At 63.1% G+C, this 13844-nt stretch carries 13 protein-coding genes; 6 read left to right on the plus strand and 7 right to left on the minus strand.

The annotated features are described in order from the left end of the window. Nucleotides 1–15: 15 nt before the first annotated feature. From DTX69_RS12395 to DTX69_RS12415, 5 genes are all read right to left on the minus strand, one after another. Nucleotides 16–246: a hypothetical protein gene (locus DTX69_RS12395; RefSeq protein WP_119301860.1), complete on the minus strand. Its 231-nt coding sequence runs from the start codon at nt 244–246 to the stop codon at nt 16–18. Nucleotides 247–340: 94 nt separating this feature from the next. Further along, nucleotides 341–1723, minus strand: coding sequence for a glutamine synthetase family protein (locus DTX69_RS12400; RefSeq protein ID WP_119301861.1), 1383 nt, complete (start codon nt 1721–1723; stop codon nt 341–343). Nucleotides 1724–1744: 21 nt separating this feature from the next. Continuing rightward, nucleotides 1745–3109, minus strand: a complete 1365-nt coding sequence (locus DTX69_RS12405) for an aspartate aminotransferase family protein (protein WP_119301862.1) — start codon at nt 3107–3109, stop codon at nt 1745–1747. A gap of 127 nt (nt 3110–3236) precedes the next feature. After that, entirely contained in the window at nt 3237–5057 is a 1821-nt protein-coding gene (locus tag DTX69_RS12410) for a sugar-transfer associated ATP-grasp domain-containing protein (protein ID WP_162917114.1), read from the minus strand. Nucleotides 5058–5283: 226 nt separating this feature from the next. Then, a complete protein-coding gene (locus DTX69_RS12415) occupies nt 5284–6213 on the minus strand; it encodes a 2OG-Fe(II) oxygenase family protein (protein WP_162917115.1) in 930 nt (309 codons plus the stop codon). A 438-nt stretch (nt 6214–6651) separates the two neighbouring features. Here DTX69_RS12415 and DTX69_RS12420 point away from each other — a divergent pair, with 438 nt between their 5' ends. Next, nucleotides 6652–7440, plus strand: coding sequence for an SDR family NAD(P)-dependent oxidoreductase (locus tag DTX69_RS12420; RefSeq protein ID WP_119301865.1), 789 nt, complete (start codon nt 6652–6654; stop codon nt 7438–7440). Nucleotides 7441–7556: 116 nt separating this feature from the next. Then, nucleotides 7557–7901 (plus strand): PilZ domain-containing protein, encoded by a 345-nt coding sequence (locus tag DTX69_RS12425; RefSeq protein WP_119301866.1) that lies wholly within the window; start codon nt 7557–7559, stop codon nt 7899–7901. On the opposite strand, the gene DTX69_RS12430 is transcribed toward DTX69_RS12425, so the two are convergent. Together DTX69_RS12430 and DTX69_RS12435 are read right to left on the minus strand one after the other, a co-directional pair. After that, nucleotides 7902–8216 carry a PilZ domain-containing protein gene (locus DTX69_RS12430; protein ID WP_119301867.1) on the minus strand — a complete coding sequence of 105 codons (315 nt, stop codon included), beginning with the start codon at nt 8214–8216 and terminating at the stop codon, nt 7902–7904. Nucleotides 8217–8300: 84 nt separating this feature from the next. After that, entirely contained in the window at nt 8301–9719 is a 1419-nt protein-coding gene (locus tag DTX69_RS12435) for an MATE family efflux transporter (protein WP_119301868.1), read from the minus strand. A gap of 117 nt (nt 9720–9836) precedes the next feature. Between DTX69_RS12435 and DTX69_RS12440 the strand changes: the two genes are divergently transcribed. The 4 genes from DTX69_RS12440 (at nt 9837) to glcE (ending at nt 13844) form a co-directional block, all read left to right on the plus strand. After that, a complete protein-coding gene (locus tag DTX69_RS12440; RefSeq protein WP_119301869.1) occupies nt 9837–10802 on the plus strand; it encodes a methyltransferase domain-containing protein in 966 nt (321 codons plus the stop codon). 109 nt (nt 10803–10911) lie between these two features. Continuing rightward, a complete protein-coding gene (gene ykgO, locus DTX69_RS12445) occupies nt 10912–11037 on the plus strand; it encodes a type B 50S ribosomal protein L36 (RefSeq protein ID WP_119301870.1) in 126 nt (41 codons plus the stop codon). Nucleotides 11038–11158: 121 nt separating this feature from the next. Further along, a complete protein-coding gene (locus DTX69_RS12450) occupies nt 11159–12640 on the plus strand; it encodes an FAD-linked oxidase C-terminal domain-containing protein (protein ID WP_407643985.1) in 1482 nt (493 codons plus the stop codon). 4 nt (nt 12641–12644) lie between these two features. Continuing rightward, a complete protein-coding gene (glcE, locus tag DTX69_RS12455; RefSeq protein WP_119301872.1) occupies nt 12645–13844 on the plus strand; it encodes a glycolate oxidase subunit GlcE in 1200 nt (399 codons plus the stop codon).

Below are 13844 nucleotides of genomic sequence, written 5' to 3' on the forward strand. Positions count from 1 at the left end.
CGAGATGGACGCGATCTATTCCTCGTCCGGCGCCGGAACGTATTGCGCGCCGGATTCGAGCGAGCTTTGCGCCACGGTCTTGCGGCGGGTTGGATCATTCACCGCCACGATATGGGCATAGGGCGTGCCGTCGATGCCTTCGAACAAAGTGACGACTTCCCAAACCATATAGGGCAGGCCCGCCGTATAATATCTCGAGCCCACCGAGACCGTGGAATGCTTCTCTCTCCTAAAGAGCTTGAACATCGCTTACCAAATGCCCCGTATCATCCAAGGCAACCTAGCACGACAGCTGTCCTGTCTCAACAGAACCTCAGTATAGCGAACGAAGTAATTCAGTCTAAGAATTCCTCAAATACCAATCGTAATCGAGTTCCGTCACCCGCGAGAAAAATCGATTCTGTTCCGCGCGCTTGACCGCAATGAACACCCGGTGAAAGTCGGGCCCGAAGTAATCTTTCATCCGCTCCGACGCCTCAAAGAGGTCGAGCGCCTTGAACCAGTTGTCCGGTAGCTTGACGCCCATCTCGGCCGCCTGGGCGTAGCCGTTGCCGACGATCGGCGCGCCCGGGTCGAGCCGATGCTTGACCCCGTGATGTATCGCCGCCAGCAAGGCGGCGACCGCGAGGTAGGGATTGGCGTCGGCGCCGCACACGCGGTGCTCGATATGCCGGGTCGGTGCCGGACCGGCCGGCACCCGGAAGCTGACGGTCCGGTTGTTGATGCCCCAGGTCGGCGCCACCGGCGCATAGGAGTTGGCACGGAAGCGGCGGTAGGAGTTGGCGTTCGGCGCAAACACCGCCATGGAGTCCTCGAGCAGCGCCTGCATCCCGCCCACTGAGAATTTCAGCAGCTCAGTGCCCTCCGGCGCTTCGCTGGCGAAGGCGTTCTTGCCATTGCGATCCGCCAGGCTGACGTGCAGGTGCATGCCGCTGCCGGCCACGTCGGAGAAGGGCTTTGCCATGAACGTCGCCTCGACGCCATGCTGGACAGCGACGCCCTTGATCGCGCGCTTGTACATGATCGCATCGTCGGCGGCGCGCAGCGCGTCCGGCCGGTGGCGTAGCGTCATTTCGAGCTGGCCGGGCGCATATTCCGAGATCGCGGATTCGACTGGGATGCCCTGCACGTCGCAGGCCGCATAGAGATCGCGGAAGAACGGGTCGAAATCGTCCAGCTCGCGCAGTCCATAGACCTGGATATCCCACGGCCGGTTGCCCGTAACGGGCGATGCCGGCACCCTGAGCTCGCCGTTCGGTCCGCGCTCGTGATCGACCAGGAAGAACTCGAGCTCGCAGGCGACGACTGGCGTCAGGTCGAACTCCTTGAACCGGTCGATCACGCGTCTGAGGACATGGCGCGGATCGTACACACATGGGGTGCCGTCGAGCTCATAGACGCTGAGGAGCACCTGCGCGAAGGTGGAGCCGAGCCACGGCGCGCGCACCAGGGTTCCCGGGACCGGCCTGCCCAGGTAGTCGGCGTCACCATTGGCCCAGACCAAGCCGCTCTCATCCACGTCCTCGCCGGTGATGTCGAGGGCGAGCATGGTACCGGGCAGGTACCGCGCATGCTGATAGATCGCCAGCAGCTCGTGGCGGCGCAGGTTCTTGCCACGCCCCACGCCGCTCTGGTTGGTAAAGACGATCTGGATGGTGTCGATGTCCGGGTTCTTGGCCAGGAATTCCTCGGCCTCGGCGACATCGGCAACAAGCACACTCATGATTTCTCCCTCGAAGAGTTTCTACGTGACCAGCTCGGCTAGGCAACCGTCGATGGTCGCGACCAGCCGGTCGACCTGATCCGCGGTCGTGGCCGGGCTCACCAATGTCATGTTGTGGAACGGCGCGATGATGAAGCCGCGATTGAGCAGATAGAGATGAATCGCCAGCTCCACGCGCGGATGCATGGCGGCCTGCGCTTCCGTGCCATTCTTCGGCTGCTCCGGCGCACAGACGAATTCGGCGCGTGCGCCGACATTCGAGACGTGCCAGGGCAGATTGCGTGCCTTGATCTTGGCCTCGGCCCCGCGTGCGAGCCGCTGCGACATCGGCAGCATGTGCTCGTACGCGGCGGGCGTAACCACCTGCTCCAGATTGGCACGCATCGCATGCAGTGCCATGGCGTTGGCGCTGAGCGTCGTGCCCATGCCGGAATAGCCGGATGGATTCTCCGCTTCCGCCTTACGCATGCGCGCCTCGACCTCCGCCGTGAAGCCGAAGACGGAGCAGGAGATGCCGCCGGCGATCGGTTTTCCGACCGTCAGGAAATCCGGCTCCAGGCTATGCGTACGCGTATAGCCGCCGTAACCCGTCGAGATCGTATGCGTCTCGTCGATCACCAGCAGCACGCCGTGTTTGCGCGTGACGGCGCGCAACGCATCAAGGAATCCTGGCTGCGGCAGTACCATGCCGATGTTGGTCAGCGCAGGTTCGGTCAGCACGCAGGCGACGTCGCCCGGCGCCAAGGCTGCTTCCAAGGCGGGTATGTCATTGAACTCCACCACCTTGGTCAATTGCGTCAAGTCGTAAACCTGCCCGAGTAATCCCGGCCGATGGATCGGCTTGCCGTCCTTCAAACGCACGAAGGTATCGTCGGCCGCGCCGTGATAGCAGCCGTGGAATACCAGGATCTTTGGACGCTTGGTGATCGCGCGGCACCAGCGGATGACGAAGCGGTTCGCGTCCGTCGCCGTTGTCGCCGCTTGCCAGAACGGCAGGCCGAACATCTTCGCCAACAGTTCGCCGACGATCGCCACGTCTTCGGTGGGCAGCATGTAGGTGAGGCCGCGCGCCGCCTGTTCCGCGATCGCGCGCGCGATCGGCTCCGGCGAATGGCCGAACATCGAGCCGGTGTCGCCGAAGCAGAAGTCGTCATAGGAATGGCCGTCTACGTCCTCCAGGCGCGCCCCCTTGGCGCTAGCGACATGGATGGGAAAGGGCGTGCCCCAGTCCAGCATCCAGTGCATCGGGACACCGTGCGCCCAATGCGCCTTGGCGCGCTCTGCGAGCTCGCGGGACTTCGGGTGACGCTGGACGAAAAGATCCTTCTCGCGCTGCAACATGGCGTCGACGTTCGCGGGGGCAACGCCGGCTTCCAGCTTTTGCATTTTGAGGGCTACTCCTGGTGATGCGCCGCGAGAGTGATACTCGGGCATCCAGGGAGATCGCAAGGGGGAGCCGATGAGCAGGGCTAAGGGACGCCTGGCATCGGTGACCGGCGCATTCCGTGCAAGTTTAGTCGTAGTCCAGCGGTCCCCGAAGCGTACCGCTTGCTGACCGATGCTCCAGCTCGACCAAGCGGGAGAACAGCAGCGGGCCGAGCGAGCTGTCGCCAATCGCGCATTGATGCGCGCGCTGGAGGAAGTCCACATCGGGATAGGAATTACCCTCTAACAGCAACGCACCGTTCGTCCCGACCGCAATGTCCCACCCGACCAGCAATCGATCCGCGCAAGCGGAATGGGCCGCCAGCGCGATAGATTGGACTTCGTTCCAGCAGGGCACGACACGGCCGAGCACTCTCGCGCGCGTGATGGGATGATCCTCGGACCACTCCAGCCACATGTCGGCCTTGTCCCCCGTCATCATGCCAAGAGCGCCGGTTTCCAGATCGATCGCCGCTCCGAACTCGATATCTGTCGGCCAGTTAGTCTCCAGCTTGCAAAGGTTGCTCAGCACCGCGTGCGTGATAACTGGCTTTCCCGCGTCATCAAGGCAGGTGATGACCCGAATGCGCATCAGAGCTTGATCGGCCAGATCCGCCAGACCTGCGTGGTTCTTGATCAGCGGCTGTACCAGGATGGGCTCTCGCTTGGATAGTCGCGCAATGAACTCCGCGAGACCTTCATGGTCCAATGTCGCACCGCTTTCAGTCGTGAATTTTCCTCCGGAGTAGCGAATGACCTCGGTTCCCCTTGAGCCCTTCAGCTGCCGCGGCTTGATGAACAGGTCCTGCTCCAAGCCCGCCGGATGTTCGCATCGGTTTTGCAGCTGGCCATCCTCGGCGATAATGAGGATGGGAATCGTCGGGATGCCATTCTCCTCGCAGATGCGGTACATCCCGAGCTTATCGCCGAGCATGATGCGCCGCTTGGTCTTCGGCACTTGCCAAGTCAGCACCTTGTACAGCCCGTTCTTCATTTCGTACCGCGTGAGATAGCCGGACGTGCGGGCACGGTACTCGCTGCGATATAGCTCGAACATGTAATAGACTTGCGCATCGAGGCCATGGCGGATCGCGACGATGCAGAGCTCGCGGAACTGGCGCCACATGCCGACCCCGAACTTGTCGCGCACGCGCGGCGCGATCAGCGGGAACCACGTGAGCAAGCGGACCAGAACGAACGCGAGCTTGTGGCCCGGCACTGTATAGTTGCCAATGCGAGGGTGGCGGACCTTCTTGAATAGGCGCGAGGTCGCATACAAGTAGCGGGCATAGTCCCCCACGTCCGAAGCGCGACGTTGGACAACGAACAGTTCGCGACGCACCGACGCTACCAACAATACCGTGCCCAGCAGATAGAGCTGCATCGAGATCAGGGCCAGGAAATCCCCCGCAACAACCCACCCCGCCTGATCCTCAAGCAGGCCGGGCCTTTCGCTCAACAGGGGAGCAGCGGTTCCTGCAACCTGGACTGCAAAGGCCAGCCAGAGCACGCGTCGCGTGGCGGCCGGCACGAGATCGAATCGAACGATCAACCAGAGTAATGCAAGGATCCCCACCAACAAGCCGACTCCCGCACCGCCGATGGCGAGATAAGTCGATATGCGTTGGTCGAAAGGCGCGGCAAGCTGGCTGACGCAGACTAGCCCGGAGAGGGCGAGCGCTGCCTGCCAGGTTCGGCGAGCCGCCAGATTTGGAGTGCCGAGAGCCAGCCTGACGCAGGCCATGAATGCTGTAGCGGCCGCGACAACCCCCGTCAGCAGATTCAATAGGCTGATGTTGGCAGGCCCCGGTCTGAGGATCGTGTAGAGCGCGATGAGCGTCGTAACACTCAGAAAGATCAAAACCGAGCGTTGAGAGTCGACGAATTTTGGTGCTCCGGCTCTGCCCATCTTGCCTCGAGACTCCTCTATCCACATTCGCTGCGGCTATTCAAACTGGCCGGGCCTGCTCCGCCCGCTTCGATAAAATCTCGACTCAATATGAATCTGTGATCGTCGCGCTGCGGGCCGACCACGGCTACCGACCCGGCCACAAACGCGAAGGACCGCATTGGAGGCCTTTAATCTTGGTCAGGAGCCGGTCGGTCCGACGCCAAGGTCTATTGCATATGCTGTGCTAGCGCCTGATCCGTACTGGTTGCGATGCCTCGGAGAGGACCGCTTCCTTGTGCTCCATCAGTTCGGGGAATGCCTCGCCAGCGGTGCCGTCGAGCAAGGTCGGCATGCCGAACTGCTTGGGCCCTTCGTTTGCTCGCTCGATGATGTCGATACCGGCGTTGCTCTGGTTCTTGATCCAGGGCTCCAGCTTCTGGTCAATCTCCGGATTAACGAACATCAGAAGGGCCGAGCGCGGATCGCGCCGACGGGTGTTGCGCACCTGGTGATACATCGGCTTGATCTTGTACCCAGTCATAAGCGATAGCAGGCTGCCTGGCATGAACACGATGTCATTGCCGTCCGATTCGGCGGAGACATAGGTACCATCGACCTCGATCTCCAGGCCTGGCGCGTTCGCCTTCGCCAGGGTCAACAGGTGCGCGTCCTCGTGGGGATCCTGCAGCAGTTCTGCGCTGTGCTGCGCCGGCTCGTAATAGTTCACTTGCACATACGTGCCGTTGTAAAAGCGCAGCTCCGGGCTGCCAGGCGCCCAAGCATCCGCCATGGCGCGGAAGATGCCACGCACCATTACCGAGAATTGGTCCGATACCTCGCGCAGCGCGCGGTGCAACTCGAGACCCCCGACCACCTCTTCGACCTCCGGCCTGCCGCGGTTGCGGTTCCAAGCGGAGAAGGATTCGGTCAGGTCTGGCCGCTCCGGCACCTGGGAGTATTCCGGACCCAGTTCGCGATAGCCCTCGACGAAGGACTGCATCGAGTACCGTTGCTTGTCCGCTTCCGAGCGCACGAAGAACTCCTCTCCGAGGCGGTAGATCCGGTCGATGTCGCGAGCTAGCGCATCGGACACGGGGATGCGGGCGAAACCCGCTTGTTCGAACTGCTGCAAGAACGGGGCATAGTCGAGATCATCGTAAACCGAGCGGATCATCAGGCTGTCCTTCAAGGGATTTCTCTGGGAATGGGAGATGGAGCGGCGACTGATCCCCAAATACCGGGAAACCAGCAAAAATACCACGGATTAACTCTGACTGATGGCTGACGGCGCAAGGGCTTAGCAGAAGAGGCGGGCAAATCAAGGCGCATCACTCGGCCTCGGCGGAAAATCGGAGCAGGAACAGGCGATTGGCCCTCGCGGGCGGCGGCAATACGGAAATCCATGCAATCGTCGATGCTAAAGGCCTTCTTTCAGTCCTGTTGACCTGTGGCGAGCGCACGAACTTTCGCTCGCCTCGCGCCTGATTCGCCGAACAGGAACTCCTCGGCGACGGATGGAACGCCGGCTTCCAGCTCTCGCATTTTGCGGCTACTTCTGGTGATTCGCGCGAGAGCGATACTTGGGCAAACGAGGCATTCGCGAGGGGGGCCGATGAGCGGTGTGAAGAGACGCGTGGCGCTGGTAACCGGTGCGGGCAGCGACAGCGGGATCGGCTTTGCCTGCGCCAAGGTATTGGCCGCTGCCGGCGCGCGCGTGGCGATCACCTCGACCACCAAGCGGATTCATTCCCGCTGGGATGAATTGCCGTGCAAGGAGGGCGACAAACTCGCGGTCGTCGCTGACTTAACCAAACCGGCGGATGTGAAACGAGTGCTCGATGAAGCCAAGCGGCAGCTGGGCCCCATCGATATCCTGGTGAACAATGCCGGAATGGTGCAGACCGGCCGGCGCATGCCACATGGTCGTGCCCACGACATGAGCGATAAAGAGTTCCAGCATCATCTCGATCTCAATCTGAAGACCTGTTTCGCGATGACGCGCGGCGTGCTCCCGGCGATGATACGCCGGCGCTACGGCCGCATCGTCAATATCGCCTCGGTGACGGGACCGCTGGTGATCAATCCCGAATCGAGTGGCTATGGCACGGCGAAGGCAGCGATGGTCGGCTACACCCGCGCGGTCGCAATCGAGGTCGCAAGCAAGGGCATCACCTGCAACGCCGTCGCGCCGGGCTGGATCGCCAGCGGCTCCGCTTCCAAGAAGGAAGTTCTCGCCGGTCGGCAGACGCCGGTCGGCCGCTCCGGCACGCCGGACGAAGTGGCCGCGCTCGCACTGTTCCTGGCCGGCGAGGAGGCGAGCTACGTCACCGGCCAGATGATGGTGGTGGATGGCGGCAATTCGATCCAGGAATTCAAAGGCAACCGCGAGGCGTGGTACTGATCAATAGAACGGTCAATATGGTTATTAACCAAGGACTTCCGGTGGTTCTATGCTAGTCTCTACGCGCCGCGACCGCTGATCGGCTCCTGGGGAAGTGCGGGCGAGGATTGGGTCCGATGAGTGACAAAGAGGGCAAGGATCAAAGACGCCAGCCGCGCTTTGATTTTGGCGGCACGGCGATGCTCGTGTTCGACGACATCAACAAGCGCCGTACGCTGGCGATCACCAACTATCGCAACATCTCGAAGGGCGGGGCCTGCATCATCACGCCGGACTCGCAGAGCTTCCAGATCGGCGATCACCTGTTCCTGATGCCGGAGCGTTACCGCAAGAAGCGCGAGGCGGTCGTAGTCGATCTCGGCACCGGCCGGCTGCATCTGCACATTCCGGCAAGCGAAGAGTTCACCGACTTCGAGCTGGCCGAAGTGTTGCAGCGCTTCCAGGCTGCCTTGGATAAATGATCAGGCGTTGACTGTCTGACCGTAGAGTTTGCTGACGACCAGCAGCCCGCGAAAGCTGACGGCGACGTGCGAGGGTGTCAGGCGGACGACCGTCCCGATGGTCGGGCCGCAGTGCGGCAGGTCGACGGAAATGCGGTCCCCGACGCCCAATCGACGGTCGGTGCGGAGCAGGGCACCGCTGGCCGAGACGTCCACCAGATGGCACGCGGCCGACATGCCATTGATCGACAGATGCGCCGGCAGATCGACGGCGTAGCGCGGAAAGGCGCGCCGATCGGATTTCGAACGCCGGTCGAACGGTCTGGGCGGGTTCATGGGGCCGAATCCTGAGAGTGTCTTTGTCGGCCTCAGTTTCGGAGGCGCGAATTAATAAACCTTTACGCGAGTACTGACGTAAGCCTACCTAGCCTTTTGGCGGGTCAGGTGCTGAAACCGCCAGGCCAGGGCGGCGGATGCCGCGGCCAGGGCCGCCAGTAGGGACCATGTCAGTGCATTCGGTCCTAGGCCATGGTGATAGCCCCACCAATAACCAGCCGGCACACCGATGATCCAGAAACTGACGCCATAGATGATGGTCGGGATCAGCGTATCGGCGCAGCCGCGCAACGCGCCCATCAGCACGCCTTGCACGGCGTCCACCACGACTAGGAAACTCACTACACCGGCCAGGACCGGCACCAACATCGCCAGCACGTCGGGATCATCTGTCAGGATGGCGGCTGCTTCTTCCGCGAACAGCACGGTCAGCAATCCGGCAATCAGCATGAGCGCGCCCGCAAGCCCGACCGCGATCCAGCCTGCGCGTTGCGCGGCGCGCCAATCGCCGCTGCCGACCGCGTTGCCGACCCGGACAGCAGCAGCGGTCGCAACGCCGATGGTCAGCATGTAGACGAAGCTGGTGTAGTTGACCGTCGCATGCATGGTGGCGAGCGAGACCAGACCGAGCCAGCCCGACATGTTGACGATCATATTGAAGCACGCCGTCTCCAGGCCGATGGCAGCAGCCAGCGGAATGCCCAAGCGGAGCAGGGCAACAAGCCCGCTCCATCCTTCGACATGGCGTAGAGTGATGCCATAGCGGTGCCGATCGATGGTCAGCAGCACCAGCAGGACGCCGCCGATCCCCAGGCCCCAACGCACGATCGTGGTCGCGAGTGCCACGCCCATTACGCCTGAAGCGGGTAACCCGAACGCGCCGGTGCCGAGGCCATAGGCCAGAATGGCATTGAGGATGTTGCCGACCAGCATGAGCAGCATCGGCGGTACCGGCCGGTTGATTCCCTCCAGGAAGTGCGCGCAGGCGATAAAAACCAGCATGCCGGGCATGCCCCAGCCGAAGATGCGCAGCACTGCACCGCCGCCCTCCGCCACCTCCGGCGGCTGGCCAAGCAACTCAAGAATAGCCGGCCCATAGGCAAAGAGCAGCGTGTACATCCCGCCAAGCAGCAGCCCGAGCATGAGACCGAGACGCCAGACTTCGCCGCAGGCTTGTGGTCTGCCCGCGCCCTCAAGCTGCGCCGTCCGCACGATGATACCGATCAACAGACCGATTGCGGCCGTCTGCAGAACGCCCACGGGAATAATGGCCGCCCCGAGCGCGGCTAGCTGCTGTTGCTTGGCAAAAGCAAGGTGCCCGACGATCATCGTGTCTACGGTCAGCATTACGACCATGCCGGCGCGCGAGAGCATAACCGGCAACGCCAACCGTACGGTACGGTTGAGATGGTGGGGCAGACTATTCCCGTTCCCGTTGTCGGCCGGGGCGAGTGGCACTTGGGTCGCCGATTGTTCGCCCGGCGGGAAGGATTTGCGTTTCATTTGGACTGAGGTGGTGATATCAGGCGTTTGAGTGCTTATTAACCACTCTATTTTCAGTATATTGCTGAAGTCTTGGCAAGCCTGACTGCGCGGGCGGGGACCAAAGGACGAACGCGAGTGCTGAAGGCGATGGGGTTGCTGAAGAGGAAACCGCCGAACAGAGCGCCAAAAGCGCCATTTAAGCAGCGCTTTCTCGCCTGGTGGGAAGGCGTCGAGTTGCCGCCCGTGGAGGCGGCACCGCCGCGCGCCCACGAGCCGGAATCCGAACCGCCGCCACCCCCGATCAGGCTCGAGCCGTGGGAAAACGCCAGTATCCGCGTGCGCCACGCAATCTGGGGCGAGGGGTTTCGGGGACCGGGGGGCGTCCCCTTCGCGCTGGAACTGGTGAAGCCCTTCGCGATCAACAATTCCATGTCGGTGCTGGATTTCGGTTGTGGCGCGGGTGGATCTGCGCGCGCCATTGCCAAGGAATTCGACGTCTGGATCACCGGCATCGAACGCGAGCGCGACCAGGTGGAACTGGGCAAGCTGCTCTCCACCAAGGCGGGACTCGAGCGGCGGGCCGAGATCATTGCCTATGATCCGGAGAACTTTGTGGCCCGCTCCGGTGGATTCGACTGCATCCTGTCGGTCGACACCATGTTCCGCTTCGAAGCACGGGAGGTCATCCTGGCACGGCTGGAGAACTGCCTGAAGACGCGCGGTCAGCTGACGGTCTGCGACTATGTGCGGGCCGGCGATGCCGTCCCCGACGATCCGTTGCTCATCGCCGCGCTCGGCGCGCAGACGCCCCCGCTCTGGACCAAGTCCGAATACGAGAAGCGCTTCACCGACCTGAAATTCGACCTCAGGGTCAGCGAGGACATCACCGACAAGTTCCGGCTGATGGCGCTGATTGCGCTGGATCAAGTGACCAAGGTGCCCGAGGGTAAGGCCGTCATCCGCACCTTTCCCGACGCCTTCATGGCGGAGGTGAGCGACTGGGAGCGCAAGCTCAGCGCGATCGAGACCGGCGTGCTCAAAATCTTCCGGTTCTACGGAATCAAGATGGGAACCGCGACCTTGATGTCGAACTGGTCATGAAATGTCGCCTTTTCAGTGATTTAAGCGAATACGGGGCGGGTTGACAGGATTCGCCGCGGTCTCTATGTTCCGCGCCCGACCCTAAAGACCGGATTTCGAGGACCGACCCATGAAGATCATCAATTCGCTGAAGTCGGCGAAGGTGCGCCACAAGGACTGCCGCATCGTGCGCCGCAAGGGCCGGGTCTATGTGATTAACAAGACCAACCCGCGCTACAAGGCGCGCCAGGGCTAACAGCCCAGTCGCAAGCCGCCAGTTTCGAACCGCGCCGATCGCAAGATCGGCGCGGTTTCGTTTTGGGCGCCACTCTTCCTATATTACTGCTGAGAGAGACGCCGAGGCGATCATGTTGACCATGCCGGCATTGGATGAGGAAGCCATCTCAGCCCGCGAGCAGGTCGCGGCGGATCTGGCGCGGCTGGTCGCGCCGGCTTCGGTAATCGCCGCGCCGGCGGCGCTCAAAGCCTATGAGAGCGACGGACTGACCGCCTATCGCCAGCCGCCTTTGGTCGCGGCCCTGCCGGGCAACACCGCGGAGGTTGCTGCCGTGCTGCGCTACTGCCATGAGCGCAAGCTGAAGGTGGTGCCGCGCGGGTCCGGCACGTCCTTGTCCGGCGGCGCGCTGCCTTTGGCGGACGGCGTGCTGCTGGGCCTGGGCAAGCTCAACCGCATTTTGGAGATCGACTACGACAATCGCTGCGCTATCGTGCAGCCAGGCGTTCCCAATCTCGCGATCTCCCACGCGGTCGCCGAACGCGGCTTCTATTACGCACCCGATCCCTCCAGCCAGATCGCCTGCTCCATCGGGGGCAACGTGGCGGAGAATTCCGGTGGCGTGCACTGCCTGAAATACGGCCTCACCACCAACAATCTGCTGGGGCTCGAAGTCGTGCTGATGGATGGCGACGTGATGCGCGTCGGCGGACGGCATTTCGATGCAGCGGGCTATGACCTGATGGGCATCCTGACCGGATCGGAAGGCCTGCTCGGCGTCGTCACGGAAGTGACCGTGCGATTGCTGCGCCGGCCGCCGACGGCGCGCGCTTTACTCGCAGGGTTTGCGAGCAATGAAGCGGCAGGCGAGGCGGTCGCGGCGATCATTGCCGCCGGCATCATTCCGGCCGGCATGGAGATGATGGACCGCCCGGCGGTCGCGGCGGTGGAGGATTTCGTACATGCCGGTTATCCGCTGGAAGCGGAGGGGCTGCTGATCGTCGAGCTGGACGGAACGGTGGCCGAAGTCGACGAGCTGATGGGTCACGTGCAGGCGATCGCGCAGCAGAAGGGCGCGACCTCGCTGCGTGTCAGCCAATCGGAGCAGGAGCGGCTGACATTCTGGGCCGGGCGCAAGGCGGCCTTTCCCGCGGTCGGCCGGATCTCGCCGGACTATTACTGCATGGACGGCACGATCCCGCGCAGCAAGTTGCCGCTGGTGCTGAACCGCATGGCGGAGATGTCGCAGCGCTTTGGCCTCCGGGTCGCCAACGTGTTCCACGCCGGCGATGGCAACCTGCACCCGCTCATTCTCTATGACGCCAACAAGGCCGGTGACTTGGAGCGTGCCGAGCAGTTCGGCGCGGAGATCCTGAAATTGTGCGTCGAGGTCGGCGGCGTATTGACGGGCGAGCATGGCGTCGGGGTGGAGAAGCGCGACCTGATGCCGACCATGTTCAGCGAGGTCGATCTCGCGCAGCAGATGCGCCTCAAATGCGCGTTCGATCCGGAACAGCTGCTCAATCCCGGCAAGGTGTTTCCGACCCTGCACCGCTGCGCCGAGCTGGGCGCCATGCACGTGAGCGGCGGAAAGCTGCCGTTCCCAGACCTGCCGAGGTTCTGAGTTCGTGCAGCGCATCCAACCTGAGAGCATCAGCGAGATCGTTGAAACCGTGCGCTCCTGTGCTGAGGCGCGCCGGCCGCTCGCGATCGAAGGGTCGGGCAGCAAGAGCGGGCTGGGGCGTCCGGTTGATGCCGAAGCAATGCTGTCGCTGCGGGGTTTGAGCGGGATCCGGGTCTATCAACCGGACGAGCTGGTGCTGACCGCGTGGAGCGGTACGCCGATGCGCGAGATCTGGGACGCACTGGCGGAGAAGCGTCAGCACTTGGCCTTCGAGCCAGCGGCAAGCACGCTCTACGGCAGCGGCAACGACGCCGGCACGATCGGCGGCGTGCTGGCGGGCAACCTGTCCGGGCCACGCCGACCGAGCGCAGGCGCGGCGCGCGATCACTTTCTCGGCTTCAGCGCGGTGAACGGCCTGGGCGAGGAGTTCAAGGCGGGCGGGAAGGTGGTGAAGAACGTCACCGGCTATGATCTCCCGAAGCTGTTGGCGGGATCGATGGGCACGCTGGCCGTGATGCTGGAGGTGACGGTGAAAGTGCTGCCGGCGCCGGAGAAGCAGCGTACGGTGATGATGCCTGTCTCCGACGTCGTGGCGGGTCATCGCTGCCTCATCACCCAACTGCAGGAGGCGTTCGAGATCGACGGCGCAGCGTTCCTGCCGGCTTCGGTTGCGGCGCGCTCCAGCGTCGACCTGGTGCGCGCACGGGGTAGCGCGCTCGCGCTGATGCGCCTCACGGGATCGCCGGTGTCGGTCGCCGATCGCTGTGCCGCCTTGCGTGCTGCGGTTGGGTCTCCGACCGAGGAACTGCACAGCGCGCGCTCGCAAGCGCTCTGGAGCGAGATCAACGAAGTCGCGGCGCTGCTGCCGGCGGAGCTGACTGCTCTGTGGCGTTTGTCGGTGCCGCCGGCCTCGGGTGCGAAGATTGCCGCTGAACTGGGCGAGGGCGGGGACTGGCTAATGGATTGGGGCGGTGGCCGCCTGTGGATCGCACGCCGCAACGCCACCGTTGAGGACACGGCCCTGGTGCGGAAGGTGGTCGAGGCGCTCGGCGGCCACGCCACGCTCGTGCGCGGGCCTGAGCACCTGCGCAAGGCGATCGATGTATTTCCGATGGAGGCGCCGCCTTCTTTGCTGCAGCGGATGAAGGCGGCCTTCGATCCGCACGGGATATTGAATCCCGGCCGTTTGTATCGGGACTGGTAG

Origin of the sequence: Dongia deserti, from assembly GCF_003574735.1 — a bacterium.
Classification (GTDB): Bacteria; Pseudomonadota; Alphaproteobacteria; order Dongiales; family Dongiaceae; genus Dongia_A; species Dongia_A deserti.

Bases quoted from the DNA above. Each gene is read 5' to 3' on its own strand.
- DTX69_RS12395 (WP_119301860.1), bottom strand. From the start codon at position 246: ATGTTCAAGCTCTTTAGGAGAGAGAAGCATTCCACGGTCTCGGTGGGC.
- DTX69_RS12400 (WP_119301861.1), bottom strand. From the start codon at position 1,723: ATGAGTGTGCTTGTTGCCGATGTCGCCGAGGCCGAGGAATTCCTGGCC.
- DTX69_RS12405 (WP_119301862.1), bottom strand. From the start codon at position 3,109: ATGCAAAAGCTGGAAGCCGGCGTTGCCCCCGCGAACGTCGACGCCATG.
- DTX69_RS12410 (WP_162917114.1), bottom strand. From the start codon at position 5,057: ATGGGCAGAGCCGGAGCACCAAAATTCGTCGACTCTCAACGCTCGGTT.
- DTX69_RS12415 (WP_162917115.1), bottom strand. From the start codon at position 6,213: ATGATCCGCTCGGTTTACGATGATCTCGACTATGCCCCGTTCTTGCAG.
- DTX69_RS12420 (WP_119301865.1), top strand. From the start codon at position 6,652: ATGAGCGGTGTGAAGAGACGCGTGGCGCTGGTAACCGGTGCGGGCAGC.
- DTX69_RS12425 (WP_119301866.1), top strand. From the start codon at position 7,557: ATGAGTGACAAAGAGGGCAAGGATCAAAGACGCCAGCCGCGCTTTGAT.
- DTX69_RS12430 (WP_119301867.1), bottom strand. From the start codon at position 8,216: ATGAACCCGCCCAGACCGTTCGACCGGCGTTCGAAATCCGATCGGCGC.
- DTX69_RS12435 (WP_119301868.1), bottom strand. From the start codon at position 9,719: ATGAAACGCAAATCCTTCCCGCCGGGCGAACAATCGGCGACCCAAGTG.
- ykgO (WP_119301870.1), top strand. From the start codon at position 10,912: ATGAAGATCATCAATTCGCTGAAGTCGGCGAAGGTGCGCCACAAGGAC.
- DTX69_RS12450 (WP_407643985.1), top strand. From the start codon at position 11,159: ATGCCGGCATTGGATGAGGAAGCCATCTCAGCCCGCGAGCAGGTCGCG.